Below are 13,791 nucleotides of genomic sequence, written 5' to 3'. Positions count from 1 at the left end.
CGCCGAAGGCCGCATGTCGCTCGGGCAGCACCTCATCGAGCTGCGCAACCGCCTGTTCCGCGCAGTGATCGCCGTGGTCATCGCCGCGGTCGGTGGATGGTTCCTGACCCCGTTCGTGCTGGACTCGCTCCGGGCACCGGTGGCCGAGCTCGCCAAGGTCGGCGGACACACGGCCGAGCTGAACTTCCCGATGATCACGGGTGCGTTCGACCTCAAGCTGCAGATCGCGATCACGATCGGCATCGTCATCGCCAGCCCGGTCTGGCTCTACCAGATCTGGGCGTTCATCGTGCCCGCCCTGGTGCGGCGCGAGAAGCAGTACGTGTGGGGCTTCCTCGGCACCGCGATCCCGCTGTTCTTCGCCGGGTGCTACTTCGGGTGGTACATCCTGCCCCACGTCGTCGGCATCCTCGGCAGCTTCGTGTCGAGCCAGGACACCTCGATCGTCGACGCGAAGGCGTACTACGACTTCGTCATCAAGCTCATCGTCGCGGTCGGCATCGCGTTCGTGCTGCCGGTCTTCATCGTGCTGCTGAACTTCGTCGGTGTCCTGTCGGCGGCGGCGATCATCAAGTCCTGGCGCATCGCGATCCTGTGCATCCTGGTCTTCTGCGCGATCGTCACGCCGAGCGCCGACGTCATCTCGATGTTCCTGCTGGCCGTCCCGATGGTGGTGCTCTACATCGCCGCGTGCGTCGTGGCCTGGTTCCACGACCGCAGGGTGGCGAAGAAGCAGGCCAAGCTCGACGAAGAGTACGGCCTGTGACGGGCGCGGACCTCAGCGCGGCCGAGCGCTTCGCCGCCGCCAAGGTCCGGAACCGCTCCCGCAACCTGGAGCTGTTCCGCGCCGACCTGCGCTTCGACCTCGACCCGTTCCAGTTCGCCGCGTGCGACGCGCTCGACCAGGGCCGCAGCGTCCTCGTGGCCGCGCCGACCGGTGCGGGCAAGACGATCGTCGCCGAGTTCGCGATCTGGCTGGCGATGCGGCAGCCGACGGCGAAGGTGTTCTACACGACGCCGATGAAGGCCCTGAGCAACCAGAAGTACGCCGAGCTGGTCGAGGTCTACGGCGAGTCCGAGGTGGGCCTGCTCACCGGTGACACGAACGTGAACCCGCGGGCGCGGGTCGTCGTGATGACGACCGAGGTCCTGCGGAACATGATCTACGCCGACTCCGACCTGCTCGACGACCTGGCCTGGGTCGTCCTCGACGAGGTCCACTACCTGGCCGACCGGTTCCGCGGTGCGGTGTGGGAAGAAGTGATCCTGCACCTGCCGACCGAGGTCCGGCTGGTCTCGCTCAGCGCCACGGTCTCCAACGCCGAGGAGTTCGGCGACTGGCTGCAGACGGTCCGCGGCGACACCGACGTCATCGTGTCGGAAGACCGCCCGGTCCCGCTCGAGCAGCACGTCCTGGTCGGTTCGAAGATGGTCGACCTGTTCGACTCCAGCGGTGCGGCGGCGACGAACCGCGTCAACCCGGAACTGCTCCGCATGGTCGGTGGTGCCTCGCGCAGCGAACGGCACGGCGGCGGCCACCGTGGCGGACGAGGGCGTGGGGGATACCACGACCGCCGTGGGCCGCGCACCGAGAAACTGCACCGCGAACGCATCGCGCACATGCTCGACGAGCGGATGCTGCTGCCCGCGATCTTCTTCGTGTTCAGCCGCGCCGGGTGCGACCAGGGCGTCCGCAACGTCCTGCGCTCCGGCCTGTCGCTCACCACGGTCCCGGAGCGCAACGAGATCCGCGAGACCGCGGAGTACCACTGCCGCACCCTGCCGGACGAGGACCTCGCCGTCCTCGGCTACTGGGAGTTCCTCGAGGGCCTGGAGCGCGGTGTCGCCGCGCACCACGCCGGCATGCTCCCCGCGTTCAAGGAGGTGGTCGAGAACCTCTTCCAGCGCAAGCTGCTCAAGGTGGTGTTCGCCACCGAGACCCTCGCGCTCGGTGTGAACATGCCCGCACGCACGGTGGTGCTCGAGAAGCTCGAGAAGTTCAACGGCGAGGCCCGTGTCCCGATCACCCCGGGGGAGTACACCCAGCTCACCGGGCGTGCCGGGCGCCGTGGCATCGACGTCGAGGGGCACTCGGTCATCCAGTGGACCGACGGCCTCGACCCCCAGGCCGTCGCCTCGCTCGCCAGCCGACGCACCTACCCGCTGAACTCGTCGTTCAAGCCGACCTACAACATGGCCGTCAACCTGATCGACCAGTTCGGGCGGCAGCGCACGCGTGAGGTCCTCGAGACCTCGTTCGCGCAGTTCCAGGCCGACCGGTCCGTGGTCGACCTGGCCCGCAAGGTCCGCTCGCAGCAGGAGTCCCTCGAGGGCTACCGCGAGGCCATGCAGTGCCACCTCGGCGACTTCACCGAGTACTCGACGCTCCGCCGCGAGCTCTCCGACCTCGAGCGCACGAACGTGCCCGGTGGGCGCGAGGCCTCGCACGGCGCACGGCAGGAACGGCAGGCCGCGATCACGGCGGTCCGTCGCCAGATGCAGCGGCACCCGTGCCACGCCTGCCCCGACCGCGAGGCGCACGCTCGATGGGCGGAGCGTTGGTGGAAGCTCAAGCGCGTCAACGACAAGCTGCTCCAGCAGATCCGGTCCCGCACCGGTGCCGTGGCGACCACGTTCGACCGGGTCACCGACGTGCTCCTGCAGCTCGGCTACCTCGTCGACGCCGGCAACGGCGAGGCCACCGTGGCCGCTGGTGGTCGCCGCCTGCAGCGCATCTACGGTGACCGCGACCTGCTCGTCGCCGAGTGCCTCGAGGCGGGCGTCTGGAAGGACCTCACCCCGGCGCAGCTCGCCGCGATGGCCGCCACGATCATCTACCAGCCCCGCCGCGACGACGCCCCCGGCACCGAGCACGCACTGCCGCGCGGCGCGTTCCGTCCGGCGCTCGACGAGACCCTGACGATCTGGTCGCGCCTCGACGACATCGAGCGCGACGCCCGTCTGGCCGGGTCGGTGCCGCCCACTCCGGCGATGGCGGTCGGCATGTTCCGCTGGGCCTCCGGCTCGGCCCTCGACGACGTCCTGCGCACCCTCGACCTGCCCGCCGGCGACTTCGTCCGCTGGTCGAAGCAGGTCATCGACCTGCTCGACCAGATCCGGAACGCCGGTGACGACGACCTCGCCCAGACCGCCCGACGTGCGACCGACGCGGTGCGCCGCGGCATCGTCGCCTACGCCGCGGTCTGACAGGAGGCACGGTGCGGGTTCCGGAGACCGGTGTGCGCGGGGTGCCCGCGCGCGTGGGCCGCGGTGCGGTCGCGGACGGCCCGTTCGCGGCGCTCCCGCTCGGCAGCGCGCTGCCCCTGGCCGTCATCGGCGGGCTGCTCTTCGCGCTCGCGTTCCCGTCACCCGGCTGGTGGTTCCTGGCCTTCCCGGCGCTCGCGTGCATGCTGCTCGCCGCGATGGGCCAGCGTGCCCGCAGGGCCGCGTGGCTCGGCTACGTGGCCGGTGCCGCGTTCTGGATCCCGGCCATCTCGTGGGCCGGCCGCTACCTGGGACCCGTCCCGTGGTTCGCACTGGCGTTGTTGGAGGCGGCGTTCTTCGCCCTCGGCAGCGTCGCGATCGCCCTCGCGTACCGCTGGGTCGCGCGCTTGGTGCCCTCGACCGCCGGACGTGTGTGGGGCCTCCCGGCCGTGGTCGCCGCACTGTGGACCGGACGCGAGTGGTTCTCGGGGAGCTGGCCGTACGGCGGCTTCGCCTGGGGGCGCGTCGGCCTGTCGCAGTCGCAGGGCCCGTTCACCCACCTCGCCGCGTACGTCGGCGTCCTCGGGGTGACGTTCGTGGTCGTCTACTGCGTCGCGGTCGTCGTGTCGCTCGCCCTCGTGTCCCCGCGGGTGCCGGGCGCGACCCTGCGGCTGCCGGTCCGGGTCGCGACCGCCGGGTTGCTCGTCGCCGCCGTGCTGGCGGTGCCGGCATGGCCGACCGCGACCTCCGGCACCATCCGGATCGAGTCGGTACAGGGCAACGGGCCAGCCGGGTACTTCGACCGTGCGGCGCCGGGCGAGGTCCTGGCTTCGCAGGTCGCGGCGACCGACGTCGAGGCGAAGGACGTCGACCTCGTCGTCTGGCCCGAGGCCTCCGCCGAGTTCGACCCGCGCCAGCAGCCCGTGATCGCGTCGTCGCTCGACGCCGTCGTCGACTCGGTCGGTGCGCCGCTGGTCGCCGGAGCCATCACACAGACCCCGTCCGGGGTACTGCACAACACCTCGTTCGTGTGGACCGCCGACGGCTGGCAGTCGTCCTACGACAAGAAACGGCCGGTGCCCTTCGGCGAGTACGTGCCGGATCGGTGGTTCTTCTCGAAGCTCGCGCCGTCCCTGATCGGCCTGCTGCAGCGCGACTACACGCCGGGGACGAAGCCGAACGTCCTGCCGGTGGCGGGTATCAACGCGGGCATCGCGATCTGCTTCGACATCGTCGACGACGGGCTGACCCGCGACATGGTGCGCGGGGGAGCGCAGGTGATCCTCGCGCAGACGAACAACGCGGACTTCTCCGGCACCGACGAGAACCTGCAGCAACTCGAGATCGCACGGATGCGGGCGATCGAGACCGGTCGGTCCCTCGTCAACATCTCGACCGTCGGCGCCTCGCAGGTCATCGACCCGTCCGGACGCACCATCGATCGGGTCCCCGAGTACACCGCGACCTCGATGGTGACCGACGTGCCGCTCGGTACCTCGACGACTCCGGCGTCGCTCGCTTCGGGGTCGATCGCGTTGTTCCTGTCGCTCGGCGGACTCCTCGTGCTGCTCGCCTGCGCACCGTGGGGACGCCGCAACCGCTCCTGATCCGCCGCCGCGTCCCTGTCCGTCCGAGGCTGTGATCCTGTGCATCGGGGCCACGCACTGGGAACGGACTGTGAATGCGCCCAGTCGGGAACGACGGGGCGTGGGACAGTGTTGTGGAGGGCAGACGAGCGAGAGGAGCACACACATGGCTGATCGGAGTCTCCGCGGCATGCGGCTCGGGAGTCAGAGTCTCCAGAGCGAAGAGGGCGTCGAGCTCTCGGACCGCAAGCGCGCGGTCTACCAGACCGATTCGGGGGAGACCTTCGACATCGTCTTCTCCGCTGACGCAGACGTGCCCCAGACCTGGTCGGAGCCACGCTCCGGCCGCGAAGGACGCCTGCTCGGTGACGACGGCATCCCCGTCGAGGTCGCAGCAGAGGACGTCAAGGCGCCCCGCACCCACTGGGACATGCTGCTCGAGCGTCGCTCGCGCGAGGAACTCGAGGAGCTCCTCGAGGAGCGCCTGCAGGTCCTCCGTGCACGACGCGGTGCCTGACACCACCACCTGACGAACGACGATGCCCGCCCCGGTTCCCCGGGGCGGGCATCGTCGTTCGTGGTGGTGCGGGTCAGCGTCGGCCGGAGCCGTCGCTGGTGCGGTGTCCCGACGCTTCGTCGTTCGGGTGCTGCGCGGCGTCGGTCTGCGGGGCCGGTGCGTCGTCGACCTTCTCGGCGGTCGCGTCGTCGGCGGCTGCGAGGTGCGCGTCGACGCTCCGGTTCGACTCGGCCAGTCGTGCGTCGAGGTCGGACTCGGGGACGATGTCCGCGGCGGTGGCGTCCGCACGCGGCATGGTCGTGCCGGCGGACCCGGCAGCGGCGGTGTTCGCCAGGCTCTCGTTCGCGAGCTTGGAGATGCGGGAGAGGAAGTCCCCGCCCGAGCCGGCGCCGGCGACCGGGCCGCTGCCACTGCGTCCGCCGGAGAAGCCCTTCGCGATGCCGGACAGCGCCTCGGTGAACTCGCTCGGGATCATCCAGAGCTTGTTCGCGGTGCCCTCGGCGATCTTCGGGAGCATCTGCAGGTACTGGTACGAGAGCAGCTTGTCGTCGGGGTCACCGGTGTGGATGGCCTCGAAGACCGTGGCGATGGCCGAGGCTTCACCCTCGGCGCGGAGCACCTGGGCCTTGGCGTCACCCTCGGCCGCGAGGATGGCGGCCTGCCGCTGCCCCTCGGCCTCGAGGATCTGGGACTGCTTGGTGCCCTCGGCCTGCAGGATCGCGGCACGACGGCTCCGCTCGGCACGCAGCTGCTGCTCCATGGCGTCCTGGATGGACACGGGCGGCTCGATCGCCTTGAGCTCGACACGGCCGACGCGGATGCCCCACTTGCCGGTCGCTTCGTCGAGCACGACGCGGAGCTGACCGTTGATGTTGTCGCGGCTGGTCAGGGCCTCTTCGAGGTTGAGGCCACCGACGACGTTGCGGAGCGTGGTGGTGGTGAGCTGCTCGACGGCGCCGAGGTAGTTCGCGATCTCGTAGGTCGCCGCGCGGGCGTCGGTGACCTGGAAGTACACGACGGTGTCGATGGAGACCACGAGGTTGTCCTCGGTGATCACCGGCTGCGGCGGGAACGACACGACCTGCTCACGCATGTCGAGCAGGGGCCGCAGGCGGTCGATGAACGGCACGAGCAGGTTCAGGCCCGGCGAGAGCGTCTTGTGGTACTTGCCGAGGCGTTCCACGATGCCCGCGGTGGCCTGCGGGACGATGCGGATCGCCTTGGCCAGGACGACGATCACGAAGATGACGACGACGAGGATCAGGACGAGCAGTGCGATCGTCCCGGGTGAGATGGTCACGAGGTGGCCCTTTCTGCGAGGCGCACGACCGCGGTCGACCCCTCGATCGACTCGACGACCACGGGGGTGCCGAGTGGCGGTGTGCGGTCGATGGCGCCCACGGCGAACCGTGCGCTCCAGGTCTCGCCGTTGGCCAGGCGGACCTGACCGGGAGCAGATGATGTGAACGCGACGGCGACGGTGCCGGGGAGCCCGATGAGCCCCTCGATGTTCGTGCGGTGCGGGTCGGCGCCTCGGCCGAGCATGAGCAGCAGGCGCGGTCGCACGAGCGACAGCAGCACGAGCGCGAGCACGGCGGAGATGATGGCCGACAGCCACCACGGGGCGCCGAGCAGGGCGGCGATCAACCCACCGGCGGCTCCGGCCGCGAGCATGATGAAGATGAAGTCGAGGGTGAAGATCTCGACCACTCCCAGCAGCAACACGAGTCCGATCCAGACGATGGTCTGGATCCAATCGATTCCGTTCACGCGATCTCCCTCCCTCGGTCGCGCGCCGTGGCTCGCAGCGTCGCGACGGCCGGTACAACTCCGTTCAACATATCAGGAGGGTCGGTCGGCCGTGCAGGCGATTGGTAGGCTCGATGCGGCCGACCGGCCGGAACACGACCTGGAGAACACGACTGTGAGCAACCCCCTCGCCCCCGGATCCCTCACCGACACGCGCGCCGTCGTCACCGGCTCGTCGCGCGGCATCGGCGCCGACACCGTCGGGTACCTGGCCGAGGCCGGCGCCAAGGTCGTCGTGAACTACCGCAACAAGGCAAAGCGCGCCGAGCAGATCGCCGAGAAGGTCGTCGCAGCCGGTGGCTCCGCCCTGGCGATCGGCGCCGACCTGACCGAGCACGAGTCGGTGCAGGCGCTCGTCGACACCGTCGTGCAGGAGTGGGGCGGCATCGACCTGCTCGTCCTGAACGCTTCGGGCGGCATGGAGTCCGGCCTCGGCGAGGACTACGCGCTCCGCCTGAACCGCGACGCGCAGGTCGACATGCTCCAGACCGCCGTGCCGCACATGCCCGCCGGGTCGCGCGTCGTCTTCGTCACGAGCCACCAGGCCCACTTCGTCGAGACCGCCGAGACGATGGACGAGTACGTCCCCGTGGCCAAGAGCAAGCGCGCCGGCGAACTCGCCCTGCGTGAGCTCATCCCGCAGCTCGAGGCCGCCGGCATCGAGTTCGTCGTCGTCTCCGGCGACATGATCGAGGGCACGATCACCGCGACCCTGCTGAACCGCCTGAACCCCGGCGCGATCGAGGGCCGCCGGCAAGAGGTCGGCAAGCTCTACAGCGTGTCGGAGTTCGCGGCCGAGATCGCCCTCGCTGCGATCGAGCCGATCCCCGCCGACCACACCAAGCTCGTCGGCGACGTCAGCGGCTTCGTCGGCTAGCGTCGGGCGGGTGACTGCCAAGCCCGGCCTGCGCCGAACCTCCCGCATCATCCTGCTCGACCCCGAGGGTCGCGTGTTCCTGATGGACACGAACTCGCCGTCGTCGGACGGTGCACACCGGTGGATCACGCCGGGTGGTGGGGTCGACCCCGGCGAGGACCACCGCGACGCGGCGATCCGCGAGCTGCGCGAGGAGACCGGCATCGTCATCGACGACCCGGGCGAGCCGGTCTGGTCCTGGGACTTCACCGTCGAGTGGGACCTCGCCGACCACGACCGCGGCCACAGCGAGTTCTACGTCGTGCGCACCCCGGGCTTCGAGTTGTCGGACGCCGAGTGGACCGACGACGAGCGGGTCGACATCCTCGCGTCGCGCTGGTGGACTGCCGACGAGCTCGACGCCACCGACGAGCCGTTCGAACCGGCGGAGCTGCCGGAGCTGGTGCGTCGGTTTGCCGTGAGCTGACCCGGCCGTCGTCTGACCCGGCCGTCGTCTGCACGGTGCCGGGTCCGTCGGCCGGTGCGGGGTTGGTGGTGTGGTGCGCGCTTGTGGCGCTGCACAGTGCGTGGAACCGCGCACGGGGTGAGAAGGTCCGCACGGTGCTGACGGGAGGCCCGGTGCGGGCCTGACCCGTGCCTCCCGTCCGGTGGTGGGTTGCGTCCAACGCACGGTGCCGGCTCCGTCGGCCGGTGCGGGGTTGGTGGCGTGGTGCGCGCTTGTGGCGCTGCACGGTGCGTGGAACCGCGCACGGGGTGAGAAGGTCCGCACGGTGCTGACGGGAGGCCCGGTGCGGGCCTGACCCGTGCCTCCCGTCCGGTGGTGGGTTGCGTCCAACGCACGGTGCCGGGTCCGTCGGCCGGCGCGGGGTTGGTGGCGTGGTGCGCGCTCGTGACGCTGCACGGTGCGCGGAAGCGCGCACGGGGTGAGAAGGTGCGCACGGTGCGCGGAACCGCGCACCGGGTGAGCAGGCGTGCATGGTGCCGGGTTGTCTTGTCGGTGTCGGTACCCGCCGGTACGCTGATCGACATGCATACCAGTTCCGGTGACGACGCCGCCCAGAGCCGGAGCGTGCACGCCGCCGACGGCCACGACCGGATCCGCGTGCGCGGTGCCCGCGCCAACAACCTGCAGGGGATCGACGTCGACCTGCCGAAGCGTCGACTCACGGTGTTCACCGGTGTGTCCGGGTCCGGCAAGAGCTCGCTCGTGTTCGGCACCGTCGCCGCCGAGTCGCAGCGGATGATCAACGAGACGTACAGCGCCTTCGTGCAGGGCTTCATGCCGTCGCTCGCACGACCCGACGTCGACCTGCTCGACGGCCTGACCACCGCGATCGTCGTCGACCAGGAGCGCATCGGCGCCGACCCGCGGTCGACCGTCGGCACCGCCACCGATGCGAACGCGATGCTGCGGGTGCTCTTCAGCCGTCTGGGCGACCCGCACGTGGGTGGTCCGAACGCGTTCTCGTTCAACCTGGCGACGGTCACCGCCGGGGGAGCGATCACCGTGCAGAAGGGCAAGGACGCCAAGGCCGAGAAGGTCTCGTTCACCCGGCTCGGTGGCATGTGCGCCGACTGCGAGGGGCGCGGGCTCGTCAACGACATCGACCTGACGCAGCTGTTCGACGACTCGAAGGCGCTCGGCGACGGGGCGATCACGATCCCCGGCTACGGCACCGACGGGTGGAACGTCCGGATGTACGCGGAGTCCGGGTACTTCGACAAGGACACCCCGATCCGCGACTTCACCGAGCAGGAGCGCGCCGACTTCCTGTACCGCGAGCCCACGAAGCAGAAGATCGCCGGCATCAACATGACGTACGAAGGGCTCGTTCCCCGGGTGCGCCGCTCGATGCTGCAGAAGGACCGCGAGGCGATGCAGCCGCACATCCGCGCCTTCGTCGACCGTGCGGTGACCTTCACGACGTGCCCGGCGTGCGGTGGCACCCGGTTGAACGACATCGCCCGCTCGTCGAAGATCGCGGGCCGGAGCATCGCCGACGTCTGCGCGATGCAGATCACCGACGTCGTCCCGTGGCTGCGGGCCATCGACGACCCCGGCGTCGCGCCGCTGCTCGACGGCCTCCGCGACCTGCTCGAGTCGTTCGTCGAGATCGGTCTCGGCTACCTCTCGCTCGACCGCCCGACCGGCACGCTGTCCGGGGGAGAGGGGCAGCGGGTCAAGATGGTGAAGCACCTCGGGTCGTCCCTCAGCGACGTCACGTACGTCTTCGACGAGCCGAGCACCGGGTTGCACCCGCACGACATCGAGCGGATGAACGGCCTGCTGCTGCGGCTGCGCGACAAGGGCAACACCGTCCTCGTGGTCGAGCACAAGCCCGAGGTGATCGCGATCGCCGACCACGTCGTCGACCTCGGCCCGGGCGCCGGCTCCGGCGGCGGGACGCTCTGCTACCAGGGTCCGGTGCAGGGGCTGCGGGGGAGCGGGACCATCACCGGTCAGCACCTCGACGACCGCGTCTCGGTGAAGACCGCCGTCCGCCGGTGCGACGGGGCGATCGCGATCCGCGGTGCGTCGGCACACAACCTGCACGACGTCGACGTGGACGTCCCCACCGGGGTGCTCACCGTCGTGACGGGCGTCGCCGGTTCCGGCAAGAGCACGCTGATCCACGGTTCGCTCGCGCATCGCGAGGGTGTCGTGGCCATCGACCAGAGCGGGATCCGCGGCTCCCGACGCAGCAACCCGGCGACCTACACCGGGCTGCTCGAACCCATCCGCAAGGCGTTCGCGAAGGCCAACGGCGTGAAGCCCGCGCTGTTCAGCGCGAACTCCGAGGGCGCGTGCCCCGCGTGCAACGGCGCCGGTGTCGTCTACACCGACCTCGGGATGATGGCGGGCATCGCCACCCCGTGCGTGGAGTGCGACGGCAAACGGTTCGACCAGTCGGTGCTCGGGTACCAGCTCGGCGGCAAGGACATCAGCCAGGTCCTGGGCATGTCCGTCGCCGAGGCCGTGGCGTTCTTCGCCGACGGTCCTGCCGCGCTACCTGCTGCGCACACGATCCTGGCGCGCCTGGCCGACGTCGGACTCGGTTACCTGACCATCGGGCAGCCGCTCACGACGCTGTCGGGCGGAGAACGGCAGCGCCTCAAGCTCGCGACGCACCTCGGCGAGCCGGGCGGCATCGTCGTGCTCGACGAACCGACCACCGGACTGCACCTGGCGGACGTCGCCCAGCTGCTCGGGTTGCTCGACCGCTTGGTGGACTCGGGCAAGACCGTCGTGGTGATCGAGCACCACCAGGCCGTCATGGCGCACGCCGACTGGATCATCGACCTCGGGCCCGGCGCGGGGCACGACGGCGGCCGGATCGTGTTCGAGGGCACGCCCGCCGACCTCGTCGCCGCTCGCTCGACACTGACCGGCCAGCACCTGGCGACGTACGTCGGCGTCTGAAGCAGGGGACAGGTTCGTGCGCAGAACCTGAACGTTGCCGGTGCGATTCGGATAGCGTTTGATCGACGCTCACGATCGGCTACCCGGCCTGGATCGGCGTCCTGATCGAAGGAGCTCCCATGTCCAACCCCGGCAACGCGCCCGCTCAGTCCAACACCTTCGGTGTCGTCTCCCTGGTGCTCGGCATCGTCGGCGTCGTCGGCGGCATCTTCATCGCCCTGATCGGCATCATCGCCGGCATCATCGGGCTCGTGCTCGGCATCCTGGCGCGCAAGCGTGGGGGCAGCCGCGGCACCGTCCTCGCCGGCATCATCCTGTCGGCCGTCGCGATCGTCATCGGCATCGTCGGCTACATCCTGACGGCGGTCATCCTCACCCAGTCGTGATGGAGCGCGTTCGCGGGCGCACTCGGTGCGTCCGCGGGCGTGCATCGTGAGCAGAAGAGGTCGAGTCCGCCATCCGGACTCGACCTCTTCTGCTCACCCGATGGCTTCGCGCCCGGTCCGGTCACCGGCGGTTCGCCCTTCGGCGAGGAACCCGGTGAAGGCAGCGCGCACACGGTCGAGGTCCGGCTCGAGCCCGGTGATGTGTCGGAGGCTCGCGACCGCCTGCCCGACGGCCATCCAGCCACCGTCGACCACCCGGCATCCGGCCGCACGTGCCGACCGGACGAGCGGCGTCTCGAGCGGGAAGTAGACGGCGTCGGAGACCCAGGCGCCTCGGGGGAGCAGCGCGGGGTCGAAGGCCTGCCGCGGGTCGTCGTTCATGCCGAGCGGTGTCGCGTTGACGGCTCCGTCCGCCGTCGCGAGTACCTCGTCGGCATCGGTCATCGCCAGGACACGGGCGTCGACGGGGGAGTCGGTCGGTGGCTCGAGCGTCGCGACGAGCGCCTCCGTGCGGCCGACGTCCGCATCGACGACGTCGAGCCGCCGGACACCGAGTCCGACGAGCGCGTGGGCGATCGCCGAGCCGGCACCGCCGGCACCGAACTGCACGACGTGCTGCCCGGCGACCGATCCGAGGCCGCGTTCCACGGCGATCCGGAAGCCGGTCTCGTCGGTGTTGTACCCGATGCGGTGGCCGTCGCGGAACAGCACGAGGTTGACCGCACCGATCCGGGCAGCGCGCGGATCGAGCGCGTCGAGCAACGGGACGACGGCCTGCTTGCAGGGGTGCGTGACGTTGACCGCGCGGTACCCCTCGGCCTCGGCGGTGGCGAGCAGTTCCGGTAGATCGGCCGCAGTCCGGCCCACCATGTCGAGGTCGAGAAGACGGTACTCGTAGTCGAGTCCGAGCAGCCGGCCCTCTGCTTCGTGCATCAGGGGAGTCAGCGACCGCTGCAGTCCGACGCCGATCAGCCCGACGAGCGTTTGCGGCATCGTTCCTCCCGTGGCGTCGACCGGCCATCCGACAGTAGCGCGCCGTGCACGGAGCCCCGATACGTCATCAGCGCGGTGAGCGTACCGTCCGGCGCATGAGCTACAGCCAGCCAGACCCAGCCGAAGAGACCACCCAGAGCGAGACGCCGGAGCAGCCGGACACCGACCAGGAGAACCTGGAAGAACAGGGCGGTGAACCGGCGGCGCTCGAGATCGACGCCGACGACGTCCCGACGAAGCCCGTCGACTGACACTGTCGCCCGACGATGTGCTTCGTGAGCAGGAAAGGTCGGGTCCGCGCGTGGGACCCGACCTTTTCTGCTCACGAAACGCTCTGGTGCCGCTCGCACCTGTGCGCCGATAATGCATATTATGTCAACTCAGATCCGGACAGCGGCTCCCCGTGCGTGAACTCGTCCTGAAGATGTCGATGTCGTTGGACGGCTTCGTGGCCGCTCCCCGAGCTGAGTCGGACTGGATGTTCCGCGGCGGGAGTCCGGACTCGATGGCTTGGGTGCTCGACGTCGTCGCTGGTGCGGGCGTGCACGCCTTCGGCCGCAAGACCTTCGAGATCATCTCAGGTTTCTGGCCGACGGCGCCCGGGCCGATCGCCGAACCGATGAACCGGATCCCCAAGGTCGTCTTCACCACACAGCGCGACTTCGATCCACGCTCGGTGCCGGTCCCCGACCCCGACTCCCCCGCGGCGGCGACCTGGACGGGTGCACGAGTCGCAGCCGGACCGCTCGAAGCCGAGGTGACAGCGCTGAAGCAGGAGTCCGGTGGGTACGTCCTCGCGCAGGGCGGGACGGAGTTCGGTCGCAGCCTGGTCCGGGCTGGTCTGGTCGACGAGTACCGGCTAGCGGTCCTGCCCGTCGCGCTCGGGTCAGGCGATGGCGTGTTCGCCGACCTGACGGACGAGCTCGATCTCGAACTGATCAGCTCTCAGGCCTTCGCCGGCGGCGCGCTCGGACTGGTGCACCGACCGAAGCGCTGAG

General features: G+C 70.0%; 13 protein-coding genes. 10 read left to right on the top strand and 3 right to left on the bottom strand.

Going from position 1 to position 13,791, the window contains the following annotated elements:
* Positions 1 to 13: 13 nt before the first annotated feature.
* From tatC to EDF48_RS11745, 4 genes are all read left to right on the top strand, one after another.
* Positions 14 to 766 (top strand): twin-arginine translocase subunit TatC, encoded by a 753-nt coding sequence (gene tatC, locus EDF48_RS11760; RefSeq protein ID WP_111084003.1) that lies wholly within the window; start codon positions 14 to 16, stop codon positions 764 to 766.
* Positions 763 to 3,207: a DEAD/DEAH box helicase gene (locus tag EDF48_RS11755; RefSeq protein ID WP_123294401.1), complete on the top strand. Its 2,445-nt coding sequence runs from the start codon at positions 763 to 765 to the stop codon at positions 3,205 to 3,207. Before tatC ends, EDF48_RS11755 begins: the two co-directional genes overlap by 4 nt.
* A gap of 11 nt (positions 3,208 to 3,218) precedes the next feature.
* Positions 3,219 to 4,811, top strand: a complete 1,593-nt coding sequence (gene lnt, locus EDF48_RS11750; RefSeq protein ID WP_243698092.1) for an apolipoprotein N-acyltransferase — start codon at positions 3,219 to 3,221, stop codon at positions 4,809 to 4,811.
* Positions 4,812 to 4,956: 145 nt separating this feature from the next.
* A complete protein-coding gene (locus tag EDF48_RS11745) occupies positions 4,957 to 5,307 on the top strand; it encodes an RNA polymerase-binding protein RbpA (protein ID WP_111084006.1) in 351 nt (116 codons plus the stop codon).
* Between the two features lie 73 nt (positions 5,308 to 5,380).
* Here the strand turns inward: EDF48_RS11745 and EDF48_RS11740 are convergent, their stop codons facing one another.
* Together EDF48_RS11740 and EDF48_RS11735 are read right to left on the bottom strand one after the other, a co-directional pair.
* Positions 5,381 to 6,607: an SPFH domain-containing protein gene (locus EDF48_RS11740; RefSeq protein WP_131880146.1), complete on the bottom strand. Its 1,227-nt coding sequence runs from the start codon at positions 6,605 to 6,607 to the stop codon at positions 5,381 to 5,383.
* Entirely contained in the window at positions 6,604 to 7,077 is a 474-nt protein-coding gene (locus EDF48_RS11735; RefSeq protein WP_235035827.1) for an NfeD family protein, read from the bottom strand. Before EDF48_RS11735 ends, EDF48_RS11740 begins: the two co-directional genes overlap by 4 nt.
* Positions 7,078 to 7,231: 154 nt before the next feature.
* On the opposite strand from EDF48_RS11735, the gene EDF48_RS11730 reads away from it, so the two are divergent.
* The 4 genes from EDF48_RS11730 to EDF48_RS11715 all read left to right on the top strand — a co-directional run bounded on the left by EDF48_RS11730 (position 7,232) and on the right by EDF48_RS11715 (position 11,800).
* On the top strand, positions 7,232 to 7,993 hold the full coding sequence (locus EDF48_RS11730) for an SDR family oxidoreductase (RefSeq protein WP_131880144.1): 762 nt from the start codon (positions 7,232 to 7,234) through the stop codon (positions 7,991 to 7,993).
* Between the two features lie 10 nt (positions 7,994 to 8,003).
* A complete protein-coding gene (locus EDF48_RS11725) occupies positions 8,004 to 8,459 on the top strand; it encodes an NUDIX domain-containing protein (protein WP_131880141.1) in 456 nt (151 codons plus the stop codon).
* Between the two features lie 561 nt (positions 8,460 to 9,020).
* Positions 9,021 to 11,414 carry an excinuclease ABC subunit UvrA gene (locus EDF48_RS11720; RefSeq protein WP_131880139.1) on the top strand — a complete coding sequence of 798 codons (2,394 nt, stop codon included), beginning with the start codon at positions 9,021 to 9,023 and terminating at the stop codon, positions 11,412 to 11,414.
* Positions 11,415 to 11,533: 119 nt separating this feature from the next.
* A complete protein-coding gene (locus EDF48_RS11715; RefSeq protein ID WP_123294405.1) occupies positions 11,534 to 11,800 on the top strand; it encodes a hypothetical protein in 267 nt (88 codons plus the stop codon).
* Between the two features lie 93 nt (positions 11,801 to 11,893).
* On the opposite strand, the gene EDF48_RS11710 is transcribed toward EDF48_RS11715, so the two are convergent.
* Entirely contained in the window at positions 11,894 to 12,793 is a 900-nt protein-coding gene (locus tag EDF48_RS11710; protein ID WP_131880137.1) for a shikimate dehydrogenase, read from the bottom strand.
* Between the two features lie 95 nt (positions 12,794 to 12,888).
* On the opposite strand from EDF48_RS11710, the gene EDF48_RS19125 reads away from it, so the two are divergent.
* Positions 12,889 to 13,044 (top strand): hypothetical protein, encoded by a 156-nt coding sequence (locus EDF48_RS19125; RefSeq protein ID WP_159571359.1) that lies wholly within the window; start codon positions 12,889 to 12,891, stop codon positions 13,042 to 13,044.
* A gap of 152 nt (positions 13,045 to 13,196) precedes the next feature.
* Positions 13,197 to 13,790 (top strand): dihydrofolate reductase family protein, encoded by a 594-nt coding sequence (locus EDF48_RS11705; RefSeq protein ID WP_131880135.1) that lies wholly within the window; start codon positions 13,197 to 13,199, stop codon positions 13,788 to 13,790.
* Position 13,791: the final 1 nt, after the last annotated feature.

The organism is Curtobacterium sp. PhB191 (assembly GCF_004346515.1).
Classification (GTDB): Bacteria; Actinomycetota; Actinomycetes; order Actinomycetales; family Microbacteriaceae; genus Curtobacterium.
This window is presented reverse-complemented; position numbering and strand designations above follow the sequence as displayed.